Source organism: Streptomyces chartreusis (genome assembly GCF_008704715.1).
Classification (GTDB): domain Bacteria; phylum Actinomycetota; class Actinomycetes; order Streptomycetales; family Streptomycetaceae; genus Streptomyces; species Streptomyces chartreusis.
Genome location: NZ_CP023689.1, coordinates 3,679,742 through 3,702,682, shown reverse-complemented (window position 1 = coordinate 3,702,682; position 22,941 = coordinate 3,679,742). Strand labels below are relative to the sequence as shown.

Sequence of the window (22,941 nt, the reverse complement as noted above, 5' to 3'; positions counted from 1 at the left end):
TTCATGAACTCCCGTCAGCGCCGCGGCGTGATACTCCTGCTCCTGTCGATCGTCTGCGCCCTCGGCGCCTTCGCCGGTGTCCTGTCCGTCATCAACGACGTGAAGTCCAAGGTCGGCCCGGAGGTCGACGCGTACCGGCTCAAGAGAGACGTGGCTCCCTACACGCCGCTCAGCGCGGGCCAGTTCGAGAAGATCGAGATGCCCGAGCGGTGGCTGTCGAAGAACGCGGTCACCAGTCTCCGCGAGATCCAGGGCAAGATCGCCGTGACGACCCTCAAGTCGGGCTCCCTGCTCCAGAGCGACATGATCGTCGACCAGCCGGCCCTGCAGACCGGCGAGCAGGAGCTCGCCATCATGATCGACGCGGCGACCGGCGTGGCGGGCAAGATCACCCCGGGCTCCAAGGTCAACGTCTACGCCACCTTCGAGGGCGCCCGCGACTCGGACCCCGACCAGTCGCGGCTGATCGTGGAGAACGCCCGCGTCATCGACGTGGGCGAGCTGACCTCGCTCAAGCCCGACGAGGACGGCGGGCGCCGGGAGCCCACCGAGGCCGTCCCGATCACCTTCGCGCTGGAGCCGATCGACGCCCAGCGCCTGACGTACGCCGAGTCGTTCGCCGACGAGGTCCGGCTCGCCCTGGTGGCGCCCGGCTCCGACTCCGACATCCCCGCGACGAACCGCACGTACGAACTCGCCAAGGACAAGTGAGAGGCCCCCATGCCCACGAGGATCCTCCCGGCCGTCGGCGACGCGGACGCGGTCCGGTCCCTCACGACGCTGCTCAGCCAGCTCCCCGACGCCGAGCCGGTCGCCCCGGTCACCGACTCCACCCAGCTCGTCGACACCCTGGCCCGCCTGGCCGCCGAGTCCATCGACGAACTCCCCGAGGTCGTCGTCGTCCACGAACGCATCGGCCCCGTCCCGGCCCTGGAGCTCATCCGCGACGTGGCCCTGCGCTTCCCGGCGGTCGGCGTCATCCTCGTCACCTCCGACGCGAGCCCCGGCCTCTTCCAGGCCGCCATGGACTACGGCGCGCGGGGCCTGGTCGCCCTGCCCCTGAGCTACGAGGAACTGGCCAGCCGGGTCAACGCGGTGGCCCAGTGGTCCATCGGCGTACGGCGTCATCTGGGCGCCGGCGGCGATGTGTTCAGCGGTGTCGGCGGCACCGTGGTCACGGTGAGCGGCGCGAAGGGCGGCGTCGGGGCCACCCTCGCGGCCATCCAGCTGGCCCTGGCCGCCCAGGCGTCGGGCCGCAGCACCGCGCTGCTCGACATGGACCTGCAGACCGGCGACATCGCCTCCTACCTGGACATCCAGTTCCGCCGCTCGGTCGTCGACCTCGCCGCCATCAACGACATCACGCCGCGGGTCCTGGCTGACGCAGTGTTCCGGCACGACACGGGCGTGGCGCTGCTGCTCGCCCCCGGCGACGGCGAACGCGGCGAGGAGGTCACCGACCGGGCCGCCCGCCACATCGTCAGCGCCCTGCGCTCGCGCTACGAGGTCGTCGTCATCGACTGCGGCTCCCAGCTCTCGGGCGCGAGCGCGGCCGCCGTCGAGATGGCCGACACCGCCCTCCTCGTCACCACCCCCGACGTGGTCGCGGTGCGCGGCGCCAAGCGCACCGTGCGGATGTGGGACCGCCTGCAGATCCGCAAGGCGGAGGAGACCATGATCGTCGTCAACCGCCACACGCGCAGCGCCGAGATCCAGCCCGCCCTGATCCAGCGCATCACCGGCACGGCCATCGCCGCCACCGCCGTCCCCGCCAACTTCAAGGAGCTCCAGGGCCCCGTCGACGCCGGCCGGGTGCACGAACTCGACCCCAGGAGCACGGTCAAGCAGGCGCTCTGGGCGCTCGCGGGGGAGCTGGGGCTGGTCAAGGGCACCGAGGCGGCGGTCCAGCCGCGCCGCAACGGCCGGGCGCGCGGGAGCGGCGGCGACCGGGCGGCGCTCACCTTCCGCAGGCGGAAGGAAATAGGGCGGTGAGGCGGCGCAGCCGGGGCGACAAGGGGCAGGTGGCGGTCGAGTTCCTCGGGATGCTGCCGACGATCGTCGTCACCCTGGTGCTGATGTGGCAGTTCGTGCTCGTGGGGTACACGTTCACGCTCGCGGGGAATGCTGCGGACGAGGCGGTCAGGGCGGGGACGGCGGCGGAGGGGCAGGCGGGCTGCGAGGAGGCGGGGCTGAAGCACCTTCCCCAGGCGTGGCAGGGGGACGCCTCGGTGCAGTGCGGGGCGGGCGGCGGTTATGTCACGGCCGATGTGACGCTCCGGGTGCCCGTCCTCTTCCCCGGCGCGATCGGCTTCCCGTTCACGGTCGAGGGCCACGCCGGGGCCGTACAGGAGGAGAAGGACTGAGATGCCGTACCGACTCTTCCCCCGCCGTGCGGGCCGGGACCGCGGTCAGGTCGCCCTGGAGTACCTCGGGTTCATCCCGGTCCTGATCCTCGTCGCGATGGCCGGCGTGCAGGTCGGGCTGATCGCCTACACCGCCCAGCAGGCGGGGACGGCGGCCAGGGCGGGGGCGCGGGCCGCCTCCCTCGACGACAGCGCGCAGGACGGGTGCGTCAACGCGATCAGCGACTGGCTGACCGTCGCCTGCTCCGAGGCGCAGGGGGGCGACCAGGTCACGGTCACCGCCACGGTCGACATCCCCTCGATCGTCCCCGGCTGGGACTTCGACCCCGCGCAGAAGACCGCCACCATGCCGCTCGACCACTGAACGAGGTACCCCCATGAGTCTGCGGTCCCGCATCAACACCCCGGAGGAGAACACCGGCCGGGGCGAGGACGGCCACCTGGTCTCCTCCTACCGGGCCAAGCTCCTGGAGGAGATCGACCTCGCGGAGATGAGCTCGCTGGCCGCGGCCGAGCGCCGGGCCCGCCTCGAGCGGGTGCTCGGGCACATCATCAGCCGCGAGGGACCGGTCCTGTCGACCGTCGAGCGCTCGCAGCTCATTCGCAGAGTCGTCGACGAGGCACTCGGCCTCGGCATCCTGGAACCCCTCCTGGAGGACGCGTCGATCACCGAGATCATGGTGAACGGCCCGGACGCGATCTTCGTCGAACGCGCGGGCCGCGTGGAGCAGTTGCCACTGCGCTTCCCCTCCCACGACCAGCTGATGCAGACCATCGAGCGGATCGTCTCCACGGTCAACCGGCGGGTCGACGAGTCCAACCCCATGGTGGACGCCCGCCTGCCGTCCGGCGAGCGCGTGAACGTCATCATCCCGCCGCTGTCCCTGACCGGCGCGACCCTCACCATCCGCCGCTTCCCGCGCTCCTTCACCCTGCACGAGATGACCGGCCTCGGCTCCCTCGACGAGCCCATGGTGTATCTGCTGGCCGGGCTCGTGCAGGCGAAGTTCAACGTCATCGTCTCGGGCGCGACGGGCACCGGGAAGACGACCCTGCTGAACGCCCTGTCCGGGCTGATCCCCGAGTCCGAGCGCATCATCACCATCGAGGACTCCGCCGAACTCCAGCTCCAGCAGTCCCATGTGATCCGGCTGGAGTCCCGCCCGCCCAACGTCGAGGGCAAGGGCCAGATCACCATCCGCGACCTGGTCCGCAACTCCCTGCGCATGCGGCCCGACCGGATCGTCGTCGGCGAGGTCCGCGGTGGCGAGTCCCTCGACATGCTCCAGGCGATGTCGACCGGCCACGACGGCTCGCTGGCCACCGTCCACGCCAACAGCGCCGAGGACGCCCTGATGCGGCTGAAGACCCTCGCGTCCATGTCCGACGTCTCCGTCCCCTTCGAGGCGCTGCACGACCAGATCAACAGTGCCGTCGACGTGCTCATCCAGCTGACCCGGTTCCCGGACGGCGCCCGCCGGATCACCGAGATCGCGATCCTGGACAGCCACGGGGCGGAGCCGTACCGGCTGGCGACGGTCGCCCGCTTCCACGCCCAGCCCATGACGCCGGACGGCCGCGTGCACGGCGCCTTCGCGTACTTCCCGCTGCCCCGCCGCACCGCGGACCGCCTCTACATGGCGAGCCAGCCGATCCCGCAGGCCTTCGGCGTCGCCCAGTCACCGCTCGAGCTCGCCACCCGAGAAGCCAGGTAGGACCCCCCATGGACCTCCAGACCCGCATCACGCTCACCACCGGCGTCGCGCTCATGACCTGCGCGCTCGCCGTGGTGGGCGTACACGCCTACGCCGCCGGCCGGTCCCAGCGCCAGGCCCTGGTCGACCGGCTCTCCGCCACCGGCCAGCTCACCGGGGCCGGCGGCCGGCGGCGCCGCTTCGCCGATCTGGACCGGCGGCTGCGCCGGACGCGGCTGGGCAAGCAGCTGGAGCTGCGGCTGACGGCGACGGGCCTGGACGTCACCCCAGGCGAGTTCTTCGTCTACATGCTGGCGACGGTGGCCGGCCTGTGGCTGATCGGACAGGCCGCGCTGGCCCCCTTCTTCGGCCCGATCGCCGGCCTGCTGGGGGTGTGGGCCGCGGTCCAGTTCCTCAACTGGCAGCGGCAGAAGCGCATCGAGCGGTTCATCAACCAACTCCCCGAACTCGCCCGCATCCTGGCCAACGCCGCCCACGCCGGACTCGCCCTGCGCACCGCGATCGGACTCGCGGCGGAGGAGCTGGAGGCGCCGGCCGGCGAGGAACTGGCCAAGGTCTCCAACCAGCTGGCGCTGGGCGCCTCGATGGACGACGCCCTCGGCGAGCTCGCCGAACGCCTCCCCTCCCGCGAACTGGTCGTCCTGGTGACCACGCTGGTGCTGTCCAACAGGGCCGGCGGGCAGGTGGTCAGCGCCCTGCGGAACCTCACCGAGACCCTGGAGGAACGCAAGGAGACCCGGCGCGAGGTCCGCACCCAGCTCTCCCAGGTCAGCATGACGTCGTACGCCGTCCCGGTCCTCGGCATCGGGTCGTTGTTCCTGATGAACGGGGTGAAGGACGGCGCCCTCGACCGGATGACCGGCTCGTCGCTGGGCCAGGCGGCGGTGCTGATCGCGTTCGGGCTGTACGCGGTGGGCTTCATCCTGATCCGCCGCATGTCGCGGATCGACGTCTGAGGGGCGGGGACGACTGATGGGAATCGGAATCCTCCTCGCGACGGTCATGGCCCTGGGCGTCTGGGGCGTCTTCGCCGCGATCCGCCTGTACCGGGCGGAGACCAGGCTGCCCAGCGACCTCGCGCTGGCCCTGGAGGTCGGCGCGACCCGCACCGGCGCCGTCGACTCGCTCGTCGACCGCATGGGCATGCGCTACGCGCCCGCCGTACTGCGTCTGATGGGCCCGAAACTGGTCGCCAGGTACCGCCGCAAGATAGACCTCGCGGGCAACCCCGGCGGCCTGACCATCGACCGCTACGCGGCCCGGCGCGCGGTGTACGGCTTCCTCGGCGCGGTCGGCTTCCTGGTGTTCCTGCTGCGCGGCCAGATCCTGGTCGCACTGCTGCTGCTGGCGTTCGGCGCCTTCTGGACGGAGGTCGGCATCTGGTCGGCGATCCGGATCAGGAAGGACGAGATCGAGCGCACCCTGCCGGACTTCCTGGACGTCCTCGCGGTCGTCGTCAGCGCGGGCCTCGGTTTCCGCCAGGCGCTCGACCGGGTCGCCTCCAGGTACGAGGGCCCCTGGGCCGACGAACTGCGCATCACCCTGCGCCAGATGGACCTCGGCATGAGCCGCCGCCAGGCCTTCGCGGAACTGCGCCGCAGGAACGACTCCGAACAGGTGGCGATGTTCGTGACCGCGCTCCAGCAGGGCGAGGAGCTCGGCGCGCCGATCGTGGACACCCTGGTCGCCCTGGCCAAGGACATGCGCCGCACCGACGCCCAGAACGCCCGCCGCAAGGCGGCCCGCGCGGTCCCCAGGGCCACGCTGATGATCACGACGTTCATGGTCCCGGCGACGATGATCCTGCTGGGGGCGGGTCTGCTGCTGGGGTCGGGAACGGACTTCGGGTCGCTGACGGGGGAGTAGGGGGAGGGGCCGTGGCGGGCATGCCGTTGAGGATGAGGACCGGGACGGGAGCGGGGCCGGAGGCGCGGACGTCGCGGTTCGGCCTCGGGTTCCTGCGCGCGGGCCGGCTGTCCCGGCGCTCCGGACGGGCCGCGCGCAGCGAGCTCATCGGGCGGCGGACCGAGCCGGCCGTGACGATACCGCTCCAGGTCAACGCCCTTCAGGCGATGTGCCGTCAGGTCTTCGGCTTCCGGCTCGCCATGATCGCCCTCTCGGCGCCGGCGGCCCTGCTCAACGCGGCGCCGGGGCTCGGCACCCGGCTGATGGGCGCGGCGGTCGTGGTCACGTTCATGGGCTCCTACGCCCTGTTCCGCGACTGGGAACGCTTCGGCCCGCTCCTCCTGCGCCACCCCACCCTCCTGGCCGCCGACACCCTCTTCACCTCCCTGCTGCTCATCTCCGCCGGCCCGGACACGACCCTGGCCTACGTCAGCGTCTGCACCCCGCTCCTGGCCGGCATCGTCTACGGCTACCGGGGCGCCGCCCTCTTCGCGAGCGTGCAGTCCCTGATCCTGCTCCTGGCCTACGCGATCAACACCGACGCGAGGTCGGCGAGCCTCGCGGACAAGCTGCTCCTGCCGGGCCTGTGCGTCATCACCGGCGCGCTGGGTTCGACCCTGCGCAACCTGATGCTCCGCTTCGGCACGGCCACCCAGGCCCTGACGACGGTCCAGGCCCGCCTCGCGGTCACCGAGGCGGTGGGCGCGGAACGGGCCCGGCTGGCCCGCGAGATGCACGACTCGGTGGCGAAGACCCTGCACGGCGTGGCACTGGCCGCCGACGGCCTGGCGGCCTCCGCGGCGACGGCCCCGATGGACCCGGCCCGCATCATTGAGCAGGCGGAACTGGTCGCCCGCTCGGCCCGCAGAGCGGCCGCGGAGTCCCGGGAACTCCTCGCGGACCTGCGCCGCGAGTCCGACCCCGACCGGATGACGGACGTCGCCCCCGAACTGGCTCGACAGAGCGACGACTTCACGGCCCGCACGGGCGTACCGGCGACGTACGGCCCGATGGGCGACGCCCCCGCGCCTCCCGTTCCGCCCGCCGTGGCCCGCCAGCTCCTCACCATCACGGCGGAGGCCATGGAGAACGCCCACCGCCACGCCGACGCCACGAAGGTGGAGGTGCGGGCCGGCGTCCAGGACGAGGTGCTCCGCCTCACCGTCCGGGACGACGGCCGGGGCCTGCCGCCCGGCACCACCCTCGAACACCTCCGCCGGACCGGCCACTTCGGCCTCCTCGGCATGGCCGAACGAGCCTCCTCGATAGGCGCCCGCATCCACTTCGGCAAGGGCATCCACGCCCGCGGCACGGAGGTCCGCCTGGAACTGCCACTGGCGGCCCTCACGACGACGAAGGCGACCAACCCATGAAGACGGCCCAGTCACCCCCGCCCGCCACGCCCCTGCGCCTGGTGGTGGCCGACGACAACCCCGTGGTCCGGGCGGGCCTGAGAGCCCTGCTCTGCGCGCACGCCGACATAAGGGTCGTGGCCGAGGCGACGAACGGCCACGAGGCCCACGAGGCGGCCCGCCGCCACCGCCCCGACCTGATCCTCCTGGACGTACGGATGCCGGGCACCGACGGCATCTCCGCCCTTCCGCATCTGGTGCGGATCGCGCCGGTGATGATGCTGACGTACAGCGGAGAGTCGGAGACGGTCCGCGAGGCACTGCGGCTCGGCGCCTCCGGTTATCTGGTCCACGGCGAGTTCACGGCGGACGAACTGATCGAGGCCGTACGGGAGATCAGGGCGGGCGGGAGCCGGCTCACACCCACGGCGGCAGCTGCGGCAACGGCTTCGCTCGCGCAAGCAAACGATGAACTCCCAACTGTTACAGGGAATTCCCTCGAATCGCTTTCGCAAGTGCAATCAAATGTGGGACAGTCGTCCCCGTATCGGTCACGGTTCCGGCTGAGCAGGAGGGAGGCGGAGATCATGGACCTCATCGCGGCGGGCATGAACAACCAGCAGATCGCCGCCACCTGCTTCATCAGCGAGAAGACGGTCAAGAACCACATCAACCGGATCTTCGCCAAACTCCACAGCACGAGCCGAGCGGAAGCCGCCGCCAAGTGGCTCGGCACGGCTCCTGGTTCACACCAGGGACGGAGCTGACCGGCGATGACGGAGCGACGGTTTTCGGCCGAGGCCCGGAATTGGGCCCAGGGACCCTCTGGTGTTCGGGGAATTCCCGCTTACTTTTCTCCAGAGACTTCTCACAGCACTGTGGAGCCCAGAGGGGAACACCATGAGCAACTGGATCAACACCACCGTCACCTACCTGCGCTCGCGCACCACGCGCGACGACAAGGGGCAGACGGCGGTGGAGTATCTGGGCATCATCGCGGTGGTGGTGGCGATCGTGTTGGCGATCACGGGCACCGATATCGGGCAGACGATCTACAACGCGATCACGGACAAGATCACCGAGGTCACCGGCGGTTGACGAGACCCCGACGGCACGACGACGCAGGGCAGGCCTTCCCCATCTACATCACGGTGGTGGCGGGTCTGCTTTTTCTCGCGTTCGCGTACCTTGCGGTCGGCCAGGCCGCGGCAAACAGGAACGGAGCCCAGACGGCCGCCGACGCGGCCGCGCTCGCGGCGGCACAGGAGACCAGGAGCCAACTCGCCGGCGACTGGCTGGAAGTCGTGAGCGACCCGACGAAGTGGCAGGACATCCTCGACGGCGACACCGCACTGTTCGACGATTGCTGGCGGGCGGACGACCTCGCGGCCCAGAACGACGCCGGTGTCCGTTACTGCGGGCGGGACGGGCTGTTGGGTTACAAGGTCGACGTCACGACCGACAAGTCCGTCGGCGACTCCATCGTCCCCGGAACCGAGGACAAGCACTCGAAGGCGTCGGCCATCGCCGTGATCGAGCCTTTGTGCACGTTCGATCTCCCCGGCGAGGACGCCGACGAAGGGGAGGGCGAGGGCGATGGGAACGACACGCTGCCACTGCCACAACTCACCTGCGACGACACGAACTGGGACCTCGACCCGGACGATCCGGCGACTCTTCCGGACCCCGAGGACCTCTTCGACGTCCACCTGGCCGACTGACAAGCGAACGACGAGTGACGAAGGAAGCAGGGGCATGAGCATTCGGTTCACCACGAAGGCCCGCAGGGGGATGGTCGCGATGACCGTCGCGGCCGGACTGGCCCTCGGTGCGGCCGGCTGCGGCAGTGGAGGCGACGACAAGAAGCCGGAGTCCTCGCCGTCCGCCACCAAGAGTGGCGGGTCGGGGCCGAGTGCCCAGGAGGGGCAGTCGGGCGATCCCCTGGCCGAGTTGAAGGGTCCCAACGGACTGCTGCTCCAGATCAACTCCGCCGCCCGGGACGCGGGTGGATTCATCACGGTCAACGGCGAACTGAAGAACGACGGCGACAAGACGGTCACCATCCCCGCGCAGTTGAGCGGCAACGAGACCGAGATCATCAGGAACGGCCGGTCGCTGGGCGGAGCCACGCTGGTCGACTCCAAGGGCAAGAAGCGCTACTACGTCCTGCGGGACACCGACGGCCGCCCGCTCACCACGACGGGCATCTCTTCCATCAAGTCGGGCGAGACCATCCCCGTGTTCATGCAGTTCCCGGCGCCGCCCAACGACACTCCCGACGTGTCGTTCCAGCTGCCCATGTTCGCCCCGGCCGACATCACGATCTCCGGGTGAGGCCCCCCATGACCGCCGCCCCCCGCCTCACCCTGACCCTCACCGCGGCCATGATCATGGTCGCCGCCAACGTCCTCGTCGCCACCACGGCCGACGCGGACGACGACCCCGGTGTGCCACCCGGGACCGAGGCCAGCGCCACCGCGCCCGTGGAGGTGGACGCCAACGATCCCGACCTGAAGCTGCCCGAGGGCGCCACCCTCGCCGAGCCGAAGGTCCTGGACATCAAGCAGGTCGTGGAGGAGCAGGGCGGCGAGGAGCGCCGCGAGGACACCAACGCGGACGTGAAGTTCGCGCTCCAGGCCGAGGTCCTGTTCCCCAAGGACAGCGCGAAGCTGACCGGCGAGGCGAAGGCCCGTATCGCCTCCATCGCGGAGGAGATCGGGAAGCAGAACGCCACGAGGATCCGCGTCTTCGGCTTCACAGACAATCTGGGCTCCTCGGCCCACGGCGACGTCCTGTCCCGGAAGCGCGCCAACGCCGTACAGGGAGTCCTGGACGCGGAGCTCAACGACTCCTCGGTGACGTACGAGGTGCGGGGCTACGGCGAGCAGTACCCGATCTCCCCGAACTCGACGGAAGAGGGCCGCAAGAAGAACCGAAGGGTGGAGGTGTCCTTCCCGCGCTCGGACGGGTGACCGGCGATCCGGCGCCTCACTCCTCCGTCACGCTCACCCGGACACCCGCCCCCACCCCCCACCCCGCCATAACCCCGGCCTCCGCCTCCAGTACATGTCGTGAGCGCAGCCGGGGCAGGCCCAGCCGTCCCGGCGCCATGGTGCGTACGGCGATGACTCGCAGCCCGCGGTCGAGGTAGGCCACGTCGATGGGCATGCGCATCCGGAACGTGTGCACCGAGCCGGCCGGCGTGAGCAGCATCGCGCCGTCGACGCCGTCCCGCCCGAGCAGCCCCTTCGTCCGGGCCCGGTACGACGCGGCGATCTCCAGCGGGACCCGCACCTCACCGTGCTCCCCGTGGACGACCAGCACCCCCCGCCCGTCTCGCAGGCGTCGCCCCATCCTCAGCCACCTCCAGGATTTTCTGTTGTCCGCCGAGTGCTACCCGGGTAGGAAGGCCCCATGACCGGACTCGGCGCAGTATTCCGTCCCCAGCTGGCCCCCGAACGACTCCGATCCGTCGCCCGGCTCGCCGACGAGGCGGGACTCGAAGAGCTCTGGCTCTGGGAGGACTGCTTCCGGGAAGGAGGGATCTCCACCGCGGCCGCCGCCCTCGCCTGGACCGAGCGGATCAGGGTCGGCGTCGGACTGCTGCCGGTGCCGCTGCGGAACGTCGCGATCACCGCCATGGAGGCGGCCGGTCTCCACCGGATGTTCCCGGGGCGGCCGATCCTCGCCGTGGGGCACGGCGTGCAGGACTGGATGGGCCAGGTCGGTGCGCGGGTCGAATCGCCGGTGACGCTGCTGCGCGAGCATCTCGACGTGCTGCGGGCCCTGTTGCGCGGCGAGCGGGTGACCGTCGAGGGCCGGTACGTCAGGCTCGACGACGTCGCCCTCGACTGGCCGCCCGCCGAGGCGGTGCCGATCATCGCCGGCGTCACCGGGCCCCGCTCGCTGCGGCTGGCCGGTGAGGCGGCCGACGGGACGCTGCTCACCGCGTCGACACCGCCGGACGGCGTGCGCAAGGCGCGGCAGCTCGTCGACGAGGGCCGTGCGGCGGCCGGACGCGACAGCGCCGAGCCGCACGAGATCGTCGTGTATCTGCTCACCGCCACCGGGCCCGACGCGTCCGCCCGGCTGAAGGCCGAACTCACCGCGGAGGGCGACGCGTCCGTGCCCGACCTCGGTGTCGCCGGGGACGCGGGAGCCGTGGCGAAGGCCGTGCAGCGGCTCGCGGACGCCGGCGCGGACACCGTCGTGCTCCAGCCGACGGGCGACGAGCCCGACCCGGAGGGATTCGTGCGGTTCGTCGCGGAGGAAGTACGGCCGCTGGTGCCGTAGCCGCGGGCCCGCCGGGGCGCGGGCCGCTTCGGGGGCGTTGTCAGTGGTGCCTGCCAGACTCCACAGGATGAGCGACGACACCGCCGACGTACGCATCCGAGCCGTGCTGGACTCCGACCTGGAGGCGTTCCTCGCCCACGAGCACGACCCGGAGGCCCTGCGGCGGTCGAGGTTCACGCCCCGGCCGCGGGACGCCTTCATGAAGCACTGGCGCACGAGCGTGCTCGGGGACGAGACCTGCCTCGTGCGGACCGTCCTGGCCGGGGACGAGGTGGCCGGCAGCGTCGTCTCCTGGTGGGACGGCGACCGCCGCTTCCTCGGCTACTGGCTGGGGCGGTCGTACTGGGGACGGGGCGTCGGCACCAAGGCGCTGGCCCTCTTCCTCGACGCCGAGCGGACCCGCCCCCTGTACGCCGACCCCTTCCACGCCAACACGGCCTCCGTACGCCTCCTCGAACACCACGGCTTCCGGCGCGCCGGCGTCGTCCACCACGGCGACGACGAGCACGTGCTGCTCGTGCTGGACGCTCAGTCCCGCGGCTGATCCCCCGTCACCCCGTCGATCAGCTCCCGCAGGATGTCCATGTGGCCCGCGTGCCGTGCCGTCTCCTCGATCATGTGGACCAGCACCCAGCGCAGCGACACCTCACCGTCGCGCCAGTCCGGCCGCCCCAGGTCCGTCAGCGCCCGCTCGGCGATCACACGGTCGGCGGCGGCCCGCGCACGGCCGTAGAACTCGACGATCTGTCGGGTCGTCTCGCCCTGGTCGGCCCGCATGTCCTGGTCGGTGTACGGGTCGAACCACAGCGGCTCCACCTCGCCGCCGAAGCTCGACACGAACCAGCCGTACTCCACCGACCCGAGGTGCTTGACCAGGCCCAGCAGATTCGTGCCGGTCGGCGTCATCGGCCGGCGCAGCCCCTCGTCGTCCAGGCCCTGCAGCTTCCACAGCACCGCGTCCCGGTGCCGGTCCAGGCTCGCCCGGAGCGTTTCCTTCTCACCCGCCGCGTACGTCGCGTCCGTCATGGCGCCGAAAACTAGCAGCGGCCACCGACAACGCCCTGCGATCATCAGCCGCATGGGACAGGACAGCAGGCCGTTCGAGGAGCTTCTCGCCGAGGGCGCCGCCGTGCCCACCGAGGGCTGGGACTTCTCCTGGTTCCGGGGACGGGCCACCGAGGCGCGGCCCAGCTGGGGATACGCCGTCTCGCTGGCCGACCGGCTGGCCGGCGCGAGCGCCGCGCTCGACCTGCAGACCGGGGGAGGGGAGGTCCTGGACTTCGCCCTCGGCCGGGCCCCGAAGGCCCCCGTGCTCACCGTCGCCACCGAGGGCTGGCCCCCGAACGTCGCCAAGGCCACCGCCCTGCTCGCCGCGCGCGGAGTCGCGGTCGTCGCTGCGCCCGAGGAGGCGCCGCTGCCCTTCGCCGACGCGGCGTTCGACCTCGTCACCAGCCGCCACCCGGTCCGGGCCCACTGGCCGGAGATCGCCCGGGTGCTCCGGCCCGGCGGCACCTACTTCGCCCAGCACGTCGGGCCGCACAGCGTCTTCGAACTCGTCGAGTACTTCCTCGGCCCCCAGCCCGAGGAGGTCCGCAGCGGCCGTGACCCCGAGCGGGAACGGGCCGACGCCGAGGCAGCCGGCCTGGAGGTCGTCGACCTGCGCGCCGAGGAACTCCGGATGGAGTTCCACGACATCGCCGCGGTCGTGCACTTCCTGCGCAAGGTCGTCTGGATGGTCCCCGGCTTCACCGTCGAGGCCCACCGGCCACGGCTGAAGGACCTGCACGAGCAGATCGAGTCCGACGGCCCCTTCGTCGCCCACAGCACCCGCCACCTCTTCGAGGCCCGCAAACCGGACGCGTGAGCCCGGCGGGGCTTCCGGCTACGCGTGCGCGCCGACGGTCACCTTCCCGATCACCAGCTCCGCCTTCGCCTCCAGCACGTCCCCCACCCGCTCCACCTGCTCGCCCAGCTCCCGCTCCTGCCGGGCCGTCAGCCCCCGCCCGACCGTCTCCACCGTGACGGTCGTACGGCGCCCCTGGCGCCGCTGGTGCCAGACCCCGGCCACCACGCCGTCGACCAGCAGCACCGGAAAGTTCCCCGCCTGCCCGCCCGCCAGCGCCCGCTCGTACGCCTCCCCGGGGAACAGCGTCCGACGCGGCTGCGCGGCGATGGCGTACGCGTCGAAGTACGGCAGCAACCGCACCCCGCGCACCGGCCCGCCAGGGAACTCCGTGTCGCCCGCCGCCACCCAGGCCGCCGCACCCTCGAAGGCGACCTCCTCGATCTCCCCGGCCCCTGCCAGTTCCGTGAACAGGGAGTTCGCCCAACCGGGCGGTGCCGCCAACCACTTGGCGAAGTGCTGGGGCGTGGCAGGGCCGTACGCGCGCAGATAGCGTCCGGCGAGCTCGCGCAGCGCGGTCCCGCCCGGAGCCGGCGCGGCGGACGGCGGGCGGGTGTACGTCACCTTCCGGCCCCGGTTCGGGCCGAAGCACAGCGCGCCCGACTGGCCTGCCCGGTGCATGACCTGCCGCCAGCGCGGCCACAGGCCCTGGAAGGCGGGCATCACCAGGTCGCCGGCCCACGCGCCGGTGCGCGCCACGACCTCCTCGCCCAGCTCCTCCACGGTCAGGCACACACCGTCGAGGGCGTCCCCGATCGCCGCCACGATCTGCTCCGCCTGCTCCTCCGTGACCCGGATGCCCGGCGGAAACGGGCTAGGGCCCGTCGGGATCGCCGTCAACGCCCCGCACCACCGGGGCAGTTCGGCGGCCGGGAGCAGATGCACGGTCCCGCGCGGCCCGAACGTCTTCACCAGCGACCGGTCCTCCCACAACGCGGCCCGTACGTCCGCCCGCGTCACCCCGGCGGCCCGCACTCCCACCGACACCTCGGCCGCCGACAGCACCTGGGCGTGCGCGCCCAGCATCGCCCCGACGACCTCGGCGACCGGAGTGCCCGGTGCGGCGGGACGGGTCAGGAACTGCCGCTCCAGCCGTCGCGCACTCACCTCGTCCCAGGTGACCGCCCTGCCCGCGTTGCCCGTCCCACTGCCCGACTTCGCTGTCATGGACCGACCGTAGGCCGGATATAGGTCAGAAACTGTCCGCCGACCCGGGCCGCCTGCCCGCAAGGTGCAAATCGTGCATCCGTGAGCGAACGCCCCTGAGTCCCTGCGCATCCAAGGAAGGCTCACCTTTTCCACATTGTTATGGCGGCCGACTCGATTTGCTTCCAGCCCTCGCGTAAGTTCAGACCAAGGTAATTCGCGTACGCAAAGCTGCGCGGCGGCACCGCGCAGAGGAGGGGGCTGCGCGGTGCCATGCCCCGAGGTGCCCCTCCTGATGGACGCGCGTCGCACCGAAACCGCTTCCCCGTCACCACCTGCCGAGGGTCGTCAATAGGGCGTTCGCGGTCGGGGTCACCCGCGCGGGGGAAGGCCGGACAAGTCGCCAGTTCCGGCCCCAAGGAGCGGCAAACCCGCCGGATCCCTCCGCATCCCCCGCGTTTCCCCTGGAAATCAGGCCCGATCTCGCCATGAATCCGCCACGAAAGAGCCCTCTGACGGCCACCGGGCCGTCGCCGAGCGACTTCGGAGAGTAGTTGTGGCACGCCGATGCACGCAGCATCACTTACGAAGGGTTATGGTGGAAACCCCCCCTCGGGCCGGTCCGTCTCCCCCCCACGGACCGGCCCGTTTTATTTGCCCCGGACCGCAACCCCCAAAGGGGCGCGGGGAACTGCGCGACCAGCCCGCACCGGGCCCGCACTCGCCAACGCGCCTCACATCCCACCCACCCGCGGCGCCCCCACCCACCGCACCCCGCAACCACGGCCCAAGCCCCGCAGGGGTAGGCTTCGCCCCCGGGGACCGCCATACGGACAGGAACCGCACCCGACTGCGCCGCGCGCAGCGCCACGCGCCTGTCCGATCCGTACGGAGGGGCTGACGAACACGTGAACCTGCGCGACAAGCTGCGCGGCCTGCTGGTCAGGCTGTACGCACGCCGGGTGGAAGGTCACCTGGACCACGCTCAGGTGCCCAAGCACATCGGCGTCATCATGGACGGCAACCGGCGCTGGGCGAAGGCCGCGGGCTCCACCACCATGCACGGTCACCGGGCGGGTGCCGAGAACATCGAGGAGTTCCTCGGCTGGTGCACCGAGACCGACGTCGAGGTCGTCACCCTGTGGCTGCTGTCGACCGACAACTTCGACCGTCCCCGGGACGAGCTCGGCCCGCTCCTGCAGATCATCGAGGACGTCGTGCGCTCCCTCGCCGCCGACGGCCGCTGGCGGGTGCACCACGTCGGCACTCCCGACCTGCTGCCCTCCCCGATGCAGATGGCGCTGAAGGAGGCCGAGGAGTCCACGGCGCACATCGACGGGATACTGGTCAACGTCGCCATCGGCTACGGCGGCCGCCAGGAGATCGCCGACGCCGTGCGCTCCATGATCGTCGACGCCCATGAGAAGGGCACGTCGATGGAGGACCTCGCCGACTCCGTCAGCGTCGAGCTGATCGGACGCCATCTCTACACCGGCGACCAGCCCGACCCCGACCTCGTGATCCGCACCAGCGGCGAGCAGCGGCTGTCCGGATTCATGCTGTGGCAGACGGCCCATTCGGAGTACTACTTCTGCGAGGTCTTCTGGCCGGCCTTCCGCAAGGTGGACTTCCTGCGTGCCCTGCGCGACTACGCGGCACGGCACCGGCGCTACGGCGGCTGAGCCCCTTCCGGCGCGGTCGCGGCCGTATACCGGCGCGACAAAACCAACCTTCTCCGGGACAGAAGTAACAAGGAGTTCACCAGCGCGCCGTCATATGCGCTGGCATGGCACCGCTTGTTCGAGGGCATAAGCCAAGCAGGTCGACACCCGAACCACGGGTGTCGTATCTCAGCGGGCGGCGCCGGAGCCGTCCGCCCGGGAGGCCCTTTGCACCAGCCCCACCGTGCGGTCACGGCACGGAAGAAGACGCGGGGGGCCGGTTTTCGGCCCGTGCACAGCGGCCGACGACCGGTCCAGCCCCACTCCGTCGCTCCCCGACCTCATCCGAGGGGGTACGTCCTTCCGTGGTGACCAGCACAAAGCGCCACAAGCCAGACCGGCGCACCTACGTTCTCGACACCAGCGTCCTGCTGGCCGACCCGAACGCCCTGAACCGCTTCGACGAGCACGAGGTCGTGCTCCCCATCGTCGTGGTGACGGAACTGGAGGCCAAGCGGCACCATCCCGAACTCGGCTACTTCGCCCGGCAGGCGCTCCGTCTGCTGGATGAGTTCCGGGTGAAGAACGGCCGACTCGACGCCCCCATTCCGATCGGGGAACTCGGCGGGACCGTCCGTGTCGAGCTCAACCACTCGGACCCCAGCGTGCTGCCCAGCGGCTACCGCCTGGGGGACAACGACTCCCGCATCCTCGCGGTCGCCCGCAATCTGCAGGCCGAGGGCTACGACGTCACCGTCGTGTCGAAGGACCTGCCGCTCAGGATCAAGGCATCGTCGGTCGGTCTCCTCGCCGAGGAGTACCGCGCCGAGCTCGCCATCACGGACTCCTCCGGCTGGACCGGAATGTCCGAACTGACCCTGTCGGGCGAACAGGTGGACATTCTCTTCGAGGAAGGGCATGTCTACGTCCCCGAGGTCGCCGACCTGCCCGTGCACACCGGACTGACGATCCACTCCGAGCGCGGCAAGGCGCTGGGCCGGGTCACGCCCGAGGGCAACGTCCGGGTGGTGCGCGGCGATCGGGAGGCGTTCGGCATCAAGGGCCGCAGCGCCGAGCAGCGGATCGCGCTCGACCTGCTGCTCGACCCGGACGTCGGGATCGTGTCGATGGGCGGCCGGGCCGGCACCGGCAAGTCGGCACTGGCGCTGTGCGCGGGTCTGGAGGCGGTGCTCGAGCGCCGTCAGCACCAGAAGGTGATGGTCTTCCGGCCGCTGTACGCGGTGGGCGGACAGGAACTCGGCTATCTCCCCGGCAGCGAGGCCGAGAAGATGAGCCCCTGGGCGCAGGCCGTCTTCGACACGCTGTCCGCGGTCACCAGCCGCGAGGTCATCGAAGAGGTCACCGCGCGCGGCATGCTGGAGGTACTGCCCCTCACCCATATCCGCGGACGCTCGCTGCACGACGCGTTCGTCATCGTGGACGAGGCGCAGTCCCTGGAGAGGAATGTCCTGCTGACCGTTCTGTCCCGAATTGGTGCTAACTCGCGGGTGGTTCTGACCCATGACGTGGCCCAGCGGGACAATTTGCGGGTCGGTCGCTACGACGGTGTCGTCGCCGTCGTGGAGAAACTGAAGGGACATCCCCTCTTTGCCCATGTCACGCTGACAAGGTCCGAGAGGTCCCAGATCGCCGCCCTTGTGACCGAAATGCTGGAGGACGGCCAGATCTGACGGGTCTGTTAGGTCCTGCGGAGGACTGCCCAACTTCATAGCGGTTACGCGACAGTTGGCGTCGTCCGGAAAGGCAGAGAGCCTATCCGGGCGGCGCCTCGGCGTGTGCGGCTTTCCGAAAAACCCTAGGGACAAACAAGGTGTGAGCTTTCACACGCAACACAGAATTGCCTTGCGACGTCCGGGTGCGGCAGAGTCTCACTCCTGTCAGGCCCCGCATACGACACCCCTGTACCCCCAGCGGTACGGAACCACAGCAGCAACACCATCAACTGCATAGCGACGTCGTATGCCGCCCGAGTCACCACGCGGCGCTCCCCTCGCGGGAGTTGCCCACCGGGTCCGCGCCTCCCGTGACCGCGCAGTTGGGAGGCCAGAGCCAGGGGCACGATTGCGTCCGCCAGGGTCACCGAAGCGGGCGATGCTGGAAGGAAACCGTGTGAGTCCGATTTCGGTCAGGGGATTCGCAGTGGCCTCTGCCACCGCGGTCACCGCTGTCGGAAGCGTCGTCGGCGTTGCCTCGGGCAGCACCGCGCAGAACAACGACGCCGAGGCGACGGCTGCCGATTCGACGCTCCTCGCGGACATACCCGCGGGCCAGCAGGCCCAGGTGCAGACCGAGTCCCTGTCGGCGCAGGCGGATGTCCAGGCCATCGCCGCGGACGTGAGCGCAAAGAAGGACGCCGAGGAGGCCGCCCGCAAGGCTGCCGCCCAGAGCGCCATCGAGAAGAAGGAAGCCGCCGAGAAGGCTGAGAAGGCGGCGCAGGAAGCCAAGGAGCGCGAAGAGGCCGAGGCCAAGGCCTCCCGGTCCTCCTCGGCCGACTTCCCGGTCCAGAGCTCGTACAGCATCTCGCAGATCCAGTCGATGGCGCGTTCGATGGTGCCGAGCGACCAGTTCCAGTGCTTCAGCAACATCGTGGACCACGAGTCCGACTGGAACTACCAGGCCGTGAACCCCTCCTCCGGTGCCTACGGCCTCTTCCAGGCCCTGCCCGGATCCAAGATGTCGTCGGTCGGCGCCGACTGGCAGACGAACCCCGCCACGCAGATCAAGTGGGGCCTGAACTACATGAACGACCGCTACGGCAGCCCCTGCGGCGCCTGGGACTTCTGGCAGGCCAACAGCTGGTACTAGAGACTCGGCCGGGAACCGGCGGCTCTCAACCCTGCATTGCCCCTCACCGTCTTTGGGTGAGGGGCTTTCGCGTTTCCCCGTGCGGTGCCATGTACGGTCGGATTCGACGACTCCAGGGGGGAGTGGTGGGGAAAGACGGGGGAAGAGGACGGATCATGTCGCGAGTGCCAGGGTGGCTCGGCCGGGTCGGTGCCGGTCTGACCGAGATGAGTGAGCGGTTGGACGAGCGCCGGGCCGCGGTGGAGCGGGAGAGCACCCAACCAGAGCCGGTGGGGCGGACCGCCGTCGCCACCGAACCGCCCCCTGCCGCCGACCCGCCACCCGTGGACCACGTGCCAAGGCCCCCCGACTACGCGCCCGCGGCTCCGGCACCGCGCCCCGACCCCGCACAGGTCGTGCCGTGGGGCGTACGGGTCGCCGCGGAGGCCGGCTGGCGGCTGCTGGTGCTCGCCGGCACCGTCTGGGTGCTGATGCGGGTCATCAGTGCCGTCCAACTCGTCGTGCTGGCCTTCGTCATCGCCCTGCTACTCACCGCGCTGATGCAGCCCTCGGTGGCCTGGCTGACCCGGCGGGGCGTGCCGCGCGGGCCGGCGACCGCGCTGACCGCGATCCTCGGGTTCGTCGTCATCGGGCTGATGGGCTGGTTCGTGACCTGGCAGGTCATGGAGAACATCGACAATCTCTCCGACCAGGTCCAGGACGGCATCGACGAGCTGCGCAACTGGCTGCTCAACAGCCCCTTCCACGTCACCGACAAGCAGATCAACGAGATCGCCGAGAACCTCCGGGAGGCGATCGGCGCCAACACCGACGAGATCACCTCGGCCGGCCTCGAAGGCGTCACCGTCATCGTCGAGGCGCTGACCGGCATCCTGCTGGCGGCCTTCTCGACGCTGTTCCTGCTCTACGACGGCAAGCGGATCTGGCAGTGGACCCTCAAACTGGTCCCGGCCGCCGCCCGTCCGGGAGTCGCCGGCGCCGGGCCGCGGGCCTGGGCGACGCTGACGGCGTATGTGCGCGGCACGGTGGTGGTCGCCCTGATCGACGCCGTGTTCATCGGCATCGGCATCTACTTCCTCGACGTCCCCATGGCCGTCCCGCTGGCCGTCTTCATCTTCCTGTTCTCCTTCATCCCGCTCGTCGGCGCGGTGGCCTCCGGCGCGCTGGCGGTCGTGGTGGCCCTGGTGACACAGGGCGTCTTCACCGCCGTCATGACGCTCGTCGTCGTCCTCGCCGTGCAGCAGATCGAGGGCCACATCCTCCAGCCGTTCATCCTCGGGCGCGCGGTCCGCGTGCATCCGCTGGCGGTCGTGCTGTCGGTGGCGGCCGGCGGCATGGTGGCCGGGATCGGCGGCGCGGTGGTGGCGGTGCCGCTGGTGGCGGTGTCGAACACGATCGTCGGGTATCTGCGGGCGTACTCGCAGGAGGCGGCGCTGCGCCAGGCGCCCGAACCAAGGGGCGCGACCGCGGTGGAGGTGGCTCCCGTGCAACCACCGCCCGCCGCCAGGGAGCCGGCGCCTTCGGAGTGATGACAAAGGGCCCGTTCACCTTCGAGGTGAACGGGCCCTTCGTCGTGCGGGGAAGCGCTACTCCGCCAGAACCGCCTCGGCGTCCAGGGTGACGGCGATCGCCTGGATCACCGACGCGATCTTGAACGCCTCCTGGACCGTCTCCCGGTCCACGCCGGCCTTGCGCAGCACCTGCTCGTGCGAGTCCAGGCACAGACCGCAGCCGTTGATGGCGGACACCGCGAACGACCACAGCTCGAAGTCGACCTTGTCGACGCCGGGGTTGCCGATGACGTTCATCCGCAGACCGGCACGCAGGTTGCCGTACTCGTGGTCGGACAGCAGGTGCCGGGTCCGGTAGAAGACGTTGTTCATCGCCATCACGGCGGCCGCGGACTTCGCCGCGGTGTACGCCTCGGGCGAGAGGTTCGCCTCGGCCTCCGGCGCCAGCTCGCGCAGCACGATCGGGGAGCGCGCGGCGATCGCCGTGGCGAGCACCGTGCCCCACAGCTGCTGCGCCGGGAGGTCCGAGTTGCCGATGACCGAGCCCAGGTTGAGCTTCAGGTCCTTGGCGTAGTCCGGTATGCGGGACTTCAGGGAGTCGAGCGACATGTGGGTCACTCTCCCGCGAGCAGCTTGACCGGGTCCAGGGTGTCCTCGCCCTTGCTCCAGTTGCACGGGCAGAGCTCGTCCGTCTGGAGGGCGTCCAGGACCCGCAGGACCTCCTTGGGGTTACGGCCGACGGAGCCGGCGGTCACCATGGAGAACTGGATCTCGTTGTTCTGGTCGACGATGAAGACGGCGCGCTTGGCGAAGCCGTCCTCGCCCTCGATGCCGAGGTCGCGCATCAGCTCGTGCTTGGAGTCGGCCATCATCGGGAACGGCAGGTCGCGCAGGTCGTCGTGGTCCTTGCGCCAGGCGTGGTGGACGAACTCCGAGTCACCGGAGAAGCCGAGGACCTGGGCGTCACGGTCGGCGAACTCCTCGTTCAGCTTGCCGAAGGCCGCGATCTCGGTCGGGCAGACGAAGGTGAAGTCCTTCGGCCAGGCGAAGACGATCTTCCACTTGCCCTCGTAGGTCTTGTGGTCGATCGTCCCGAACTCCTTGCCCTTCTCCAGCGAGACGCAGGCGGTCAGTTCGAACGCGGGGAACTTGTCACCGACAGTGAGCACAACTCTCCTTGCAGCGAGGAGACACCGATTCGGTACAGGCGTCTCCCTTGGGTTGGACCTTACCGATCCTGGCACAGGCTGCATTGATACGGGAAATAGCTACACTCGGTCAGGTTGATCGGAGCGTGCTATCAGTGACCGTGAGTAAGAGGAGACAGCCGAGTCTCGCCCAGCTGCGGGCCTTCGCGGCCGTCGCCGAGCACCTCCATTTCCGGGACGCGGCCGCCGCGATCGGCATGAGCCAGCCCGCCCTGTCAGGTGCCGTCTCCGCCCTGGAGGAGTCACTCGGAGTGACGCTGCTGGAGCGCACCACCCGCAAGGTGCTGCTGTCGGCCGCCGGCGAGCGCCTCGCCGTACGCGCGAAGGCCGTGCTGGCGGAGGTCGGGGCGCTGATGGAGGAGGCCGAGGCGGTACGGGCCCCGTTCACCGGCGTGCTGCGGCTCGGTGTCATCCCCACCGTCGCGCCGTATCTCCTGCCCACCGTGCTGAGGCTCGTGCACGACCGCTATCCGCAACTCGACCTCCAGGTGCACGAGGAGCAGACCGCGAGCCTGGTCGACGGGCTCACCACCGGCCGCCTCGACCTGCTGCTGCTCGCCGTCCCCCTCGGGATGCCCTCGATCGCCGAACTCCCGCTCTTCGACGAGGACTTCTTGCTCGTCACCCCGCTCGGCCACTGGCTCGGCGGCCGCGAGGGCATCCCGCGCGAGGAGCTCAGGGCGCTCAACCTGCTGCTCCTGGACGAGGGGCACTGCCTGCGCGACCAGGCGCTCGACATCTGCCGGGAGGCCGGCCGCGAGGATGCCCCGGTGACCACTACGGCCGCCGGTCTGTCGACGCTCGTGCAGCTCGTCGCGGGCGGCCTCGGCTGCACACTGCTCCCGCGGACCGCCCTCAAGGTGGAGACGACCCGCAGCAGCCAACTCCTCACCGGCTACTTCGCCGAGCCCGCCCCCACCCGCCGGATCGCCCTCGCGATGCGGGCCGGAGCGGCGCGCGGAGCGGAGTACGAGGAGCTGGCGGCGGCCCTGCGAGAGGCGCTTCGGCCGTTGCCGGTATCGGTGTGCCAATCGGTCAAATGAGCGCCGAACACAGTT

At 70.5% G+C, this 22,941-nt stretch carries 26 protein-coding genes; 21 read left to right on the top strand and 5 right to left on the bottom strand.

The genetic code is table 11. From position 1 onward, the window contains the following. Positions 1-3 precede the first annotated feature (3 nt). The 13 genes from cpaB to CP983_RS15525 all read left to right on the top strand — a co-directional run bounded on the left by cpaB (position 4) and on the right by CP983_RS15525 (position 10,307). Positions 4-711 (top strand): Flp pilus assembly protein CpaB, encoded by a 708-nt coding sequence (gene cpaB / locus CP983_RS15585; RefSeq protein WP_125529583.1) that lies wholly within the window; start codon positions 4-6, stop codon positions 709-711. Between the two features lie 9 nt (positions 712-720). Next, complete coding sequence (locus tag CP983_RS15580; protein ID WP_150499965.1) at positions 721-1,992, top strand: CpaE/TadZ family protein; 1,272 nt, start codon at positions 721-723, stop codon at positions 1,990-1,992. A gap of 50 nt (positions 1,993-2,042) precedes the next feature. Further along, on the top strand, positions 2,043-2,363 hold the full coding sequence (locus tag CP983_RS15575) for a pilus assembly protein (RefSeq protein WP_167537887.1): 321 nt from the start codon (positions 2,043-2,045) through the stop codon (positions 2,361-2,363). Between the two features lies 1 nt (position 2,364). After that, complete coding sequence (locus CP983_RS15570) at positions 2,365-2,727, top strand: TadE/TadG family type IV pilus assembly protein (RefSeq protein WP_107903555.1); 363 nt, start codon at positions 2,365-2,367, stop codon at positions 2,725-2,727. 13 nt (positions 2,728-2,740) lie between these two features. Beyond that, positions 2,741-4,078 (top strand): TadA family conjugal transfer-associated ATPase, encoded by a 1,338-nt coding sequence (locus CP983_RS15565; RefSeq protein ID WP_107903552.1) that lies wholly within the window; start codon positions 2,741-2,743, stop codon positions 4,076-4,078. An 8-nt stretch (positions 4,079-4,086) separates the two neighbouring features. Then, positions 4,087-5,034: a type II secretion system F family protein gene (locus CP983_RS15560; RefSeq protein WP_125529582.1), complete on the top strand. Its 948-nt coding sequence runs from the start codon at positions 4,087-4,089 to the stop codon at positions 5,032-5,034. 16 nt (positions 5,035-5,050) lie between these two features. Next, the gene (locus CP983_RS15555) at positions 5,051-5,944 is read left to right on the top strand and encodes a DUF5936 domain-containing protein (protein ID WP_107903548.1); all 894 of its coding nucleotides are present in this window, start codon (positions 5,051-5,053) and stop codon (positions 5,942-5,944) included. 32 nt (positions 5,945-5,976) lie between these two features. After that, complete coding sequence (locus CP983_RS15550; RefSeq protein WP_308436548.1) at positions 5,977-7,356, top strand: sensor histidine kinase; 1,380 nt, start codon at positions 5,977-5,979, stop codon at positions 7,354-7,356. Further along, positions 7,353-8,102, top strand: coding sequence for a response regulator (locus tag CP983_RS15545; protein ID WP_150499961.1), 750 nt, complete (start codon positions 7,353-7,355; stop codon positions 8,100-8,102). Before CP983_RS15550 ends, CP983_RS15545 begins: the two co-directional genes overlap by 4 nt. 133 nt (positions 8,103-8,235) lie before the next feature. Continuing rightward, positions 8,236-8,433, top strand: a complete 198-nt coding sequence (locus tag CP983_RS15540; RefSeq protein ID WP_150499959.1) for a Flp family type IVb pilin — start codon at positions 8,236-8,238, stop codon at positions 8,431-8,433. Continuing rightward, positions 8,430-9,056: a pilus assembly protein TadG-related protein gene (locus CP983_RS15535; protein ID WP_150499957.1), complete on the top strand. Its 627-nt coding sequence runs from the start codon at positions 8,430-8,432 to the stop codon at positions 9,054-9,056. Before CP983_RS15540 ends, CP983_RS15535 begins: the two co-directional genes overlap by 4 nt. 34 nt (positions 9,057-9,090) lie before the next feature. Then, positions 9,091-9,669: a hypothetical protein gene (locus tag CP983_RS15530; protein ID WP_150499955.1), complete on the top strand. Its 579-nt coding sequence runs from the start codon at positions 9,091-9,093 to the stop codon at positions 9,667-9,669. An 8-nt stretch (positions 9,670-9,677) separates the two neighbouring features. Next, complete coding sequence (locus CP983_RS15525) at positions 9,678-10,307, top strand: OmpA family protein (RefSeq protein WP_150499953.1); 630 nt, start codon at positions 9,678-9,680, stop codon at positions 10,305-10,307. A gap of 16 nt (positions 10,308-10,323) precedes the next feature. Here CP983_RS15525 and CP983_RS15520 read toward each other — a convergent pair whose 3' ends face one another. Continuing rightward, the gene (locus tag CP983_RS15520) at positions 10,324-10,689 is read right to left on the bottom strand and encodes a DUF192 domain-containing protein (RefSeq protein WP_150499951.1); all 366 of its coding nucleotides are present in this window, start codon (positions 10,687-10,689) and stop codon (positions 10,324-10,326) included. Positions 10,690-10,749: 60 nt separating this feature from the next. Between CP983_RS15520 and CP983_RS15515 the strand changes: the two genes are divergently transcribed. Together CP983_RS15515 and CP983_RS15510 are read left to right on the top strand one after the other, a co-directional pair. Continuing rightward, entirely contained in the window at positions 10,750-11,628 is an 879-nt protein-coding gene (locus tag CP983_RS15515) for an LLM class flavin-dependent oxidoreductase (RefSeq protein ID WP_150499949.1), read from the top strand. A 67-nt stretch (positions 11,629-11,695) separates the two neighbouring features. After that, the gene (locus CP983_RS15510; RefSeq protein ID WP_150499947.1) at positions 11,696-12,172 is read left to right on the top strand and encodes a GNAT family N-acetyltransferase; all 477 of its coding nucleotides are present in this window, start codon (positions 11,696-11,698) and stop codon (positions 12,170-12,172) included. Here CP983_RS15510 and CP983_RS15505 read toward each other — a convergent pair. Beyond that, positions 12,157-12,654 (bottom strand): DinB family protein, encoded by a 498-nt coding sequence (locus CP983_RS15505; RefSeq protein WP_150499945.1) that lies wholly within the window; start codon positions 12,652-12,654, stop codon positions 12,157-12,159. The genes CP983_RS15510 and CP983_RS15505 overlap by 16 nt on opposite strands. A 52-nt stretch (positions 12,655-12,706) precedes the next feature. Between CP983_RS15505 and CP983_RS15500 the strand changes: the two genes are divergently transcribed. Then, positions 12,707-13,492 (top strand): methyltransferase domain-containing protein, encoded by a 786-nt coding sequence (locus CP983_RS15500; RefSeq protein ID WP_150499943.1) that lies wholly within the window; start codon positions 12,707-12,709, stop codon positions 13,490-13,492. Positions 13,493-13,510: 18 nt separating this feature from the next. Here CP983_RS15500 and CP983_RS15495 read toward each other — a convergent pair whose 3' ends face one another. After that, positions 13,511-14,698 carry a winged helix DNA-binding domain-containing protein gene (locus CP983_RS15495; RefSeq protein ID WP_150499941.1) on the bottom strand — a complete coding sequence of 396 codons (1,188 nt, stop codon included), beginning with the start codon at positions 14,696-14,698 and terminating at the stop codon, positions 13,511-13,513. Between the two features lie 887 nt (positions 14,699-15,585). On the opposite strand from CP983_RS15495, the gene CP983_RS15490 reads away from it, so the two are divergent. The 4 genes from CP983_RS15490 (at position 15,586) to CP983_RS15475 (ending at position 20,693) form a co-directional block, all read left to right on the top strand. Next, positions 15,586-16,359, top strand: a complete 774-nt coding sequence (locus tag CP983_RS15490; protein WP_150499939.1) for an isoprenyl transferase — start codon at positions 15,586-15,588, stop codon at positions 16,357-16,359. Between the two features lie 344 nt (positions 16,360-16,703). Beyond that, positions 16,704-18,029, top strand: a complete 1,326-nt coding sequence (gene phoH2 / locus CP983_RS15485; protein WP_107903524.1) for an RNA 5'-3' helicase PhoH2 — start codon at positions 16,704-16,706, stop codon at positions 18,027-18,029. A gap of 439 nt (positions 18,030-18,468) precedes the next feature. Then, on the top strand, positions 18,469-19,164 hold the full coding sequence (locus CP983_RS15480) for an aggregation-promoting factor C-terminal-like domain-containing protein (protein ID WP_449336635.1): 696 nt from the start codon (positions 18,469-18,471) through the stop codon (positions 19,162-19,164). A 155-nt stretch (positions 19,165-19,319) separates the two neighbouring features. Then, positions 19,320-20,693 carry an AI-2E family transporter gene (locus CP983_RS15475; protein ID WP_150499937.1) on the top strand — a complete coding sequence of 458 codons (1,374 nt, stop codon included), beginning with the start codon at positions 19,320-19,322 and terminating at the stop codon, positions 20,691-20,693. 57 nt (positions 20,694-20,750) lie between these two features. On the opposite strand, the gene CP983_RS15470 is transcribed toward CP983_RS15475, so the two are convergent. Both CP983_RS15470 and CP983_RS15465 read right to left on the bottom strand, forming a co-directional pair. Then, positions 20,751-21,284 (bottom strand): alkyl hydroperoxide reductase, encoded by a 534-nt coding sequence (locus tag CP983_RS15470; protein WP_107905220.1) that lies wholly within the window; start codon positions 21,282-21,284, stop codon positions 20,751-20,753. Between the two features lie 5 nt (positions 21,285-21,289). Then, positions 21,290-21,844, bottom strand: a complete 555-nt coding sequence (locus CP983_RS15465) for a peroxiredoxin (protein WP_107903518.1) — start codon at positions 21,842-21,844, stop codon at positions 21,290-21,292. A gap of 134 nt (positions 21,845-21,978) precedes the next feature. On the opposite strand from CP983_RS15465, the gene CP983_RS15460 reads away from it, so the two are divergent. Next, on the top strand, positions 21,979-22,926 hold the full coding sequence (locus tag CP983_RS15460; protein WP_150499935.1) for a LysR substrate-binding domain-containing protein: 948 nt from the start codon (positions 21,979-21,981) through the stop codon (positions 22,924-22,926). The last annotated feature ends 15 nt before the right edge of the window (positions 22,927-22,941 follow it).

Excerpts from the sequence above, each read along its gene's own strand:
- CP983_RS15495 (WP_150499941.1), bottom strand. The coding sequence starts at position 14,698 with ATGACAGCGAAGTCGGGCAGTGGGACGGGCAACGCGGGCAGGGCGGTC.
- CP983_RS15475 (WP_150499937.1), top strand. The coding sequence starts at position 19,320 with ATGTCGCGAGTGCCAGGGTGGCTCGGCCGGGTCGGTGCCGGTCTGACC.
- cpaB (WP_125529583.1), top strand. The coding sequence starts at position 4 with ATGAACTCCCGTCAGCGCCGCGGCGTGATACTCCTGCTCCTGTCGATC.
- CP983_RS15470 (WP_107905220.1), bottom strand. The coding sequence starts at position 21,284 with ATGTCGCTCGACTCCCTGAAGTCCCGCATACCGGACTACGCCAAGGAC.
- CP983_RS15545 (WP_150499961.1), top strand. The coding sequence starts at position 7,353 with ATGAAGACGGCCCAGTCACCCCCGCCCGCCACGCCCCTGCGCCTGGTG.
- CP983_RS15530 (WP_150499955.1), top strand. The coding sequence starts at position 9,091 with ATGAGCATTCGGTTCACCACGAAGGCCCGCAGGGGGATGGTCGCGATG.
- CP983_RS15550 (WP_308436548.1), top strand. The coding sequence starts at position 5,977 with ATGAGGACCGGGACGGGAGCGGGGCCGGAGGCGCGGACGTCGCGGTTC.
- CP983_RS15510 (WP_150499947.1), top strand. The coding sequence starts at position 11,696 with ATGAGCGACGACACCGCCGACGTACGCATCCGAGCCGTGCTGGACTCC.
- CP983_RS15565 (WP_107903552.1), top strand. The coding sequence starts at position 2,741 with ATGAGTCTGCGGTCCCGCATCAACACCCCGGAGGAGAACACCGGCCGG.
- CP983_RS15560 (WP_125529582.1), top strand. The coding sequence starts at position 4,087 with ATGGACCTCCAGACCCGCATCACGCTCACCACCGGCGTCGCGCTCATG.
- CP983_RS15575 (WP_167537887.1), top strand. The coding sequence starts at position 2,043 with ATGCTGCCGACGATCGTCGTCACCCTGGTGCTGATGTGGCAGTTCGTG.
- CP983_RS15520 (WP_150499951.1), bottom strand. The coding sequence starts at position 10,689 with ATGGGGCGACGCCTGCGAGACGGGCGGGGGGTGCTGGTCGTCCACGGG.
- CP983_RS15505 (WP_150499945.1), bottom strand. The coding sequence starts at position 12,654 with ATGACGGACGCGACGTACGCGGCGGGTGAGAAGGAAACGCTCCGGGCG.
- CP983_RS15555 (WP_107903548.1), top strand. The coding sequence starts at position 5,051 with ATGGGAATCGGAATCCTCCTCGCGACGGTCATGGCCCTGGGCGTCTGG.
- CP983_RS15515 (WP_150499949.1), top strand. The coding sequence starts at position 10,750 with ATGACCGGACTCGGCGCAGTATTCCGTCCCCAGCTGGCCCCCGAACGA.
- CP983_RS15570 (WP_107903555.1), top strand. The coding sequence starts at position 2,365 with ATGCCGTACCGACTCTTCCCCCGCCGTGCGGGCCGGGACCGCGGTCAG.
- CP983_RS15580 (WP_150499965.1), top strand. The coding sequence starts at position 721 with ATGCCCACGAGGATCCTCCCGGCCGTCGGCGACGCGGACGCGGTCCGG.
- CP983_RS15540 (WP_150499959.1), top strand. The coding sequence starts at position 8,236 with ATGAGCAACTGGATCAACACCACCGTCACCTACCTGCGCTCGCGCACC.
- CP983_RS15500 (WP_150499943.1), top strand. The coding sequence starts at position 12,707 with ATGGGACAGGACAGCAGGCCGTTCGAGGAGCTTCTCGCCGAGGGCGCC.
- CP983_RS15525 (WP_150499953.1), top strand. The coding sequence starts at position 9,678 with ATGACCGCCGCCCCCCGCCTCACCCTGACCCTCACCGCGGCCATGATC.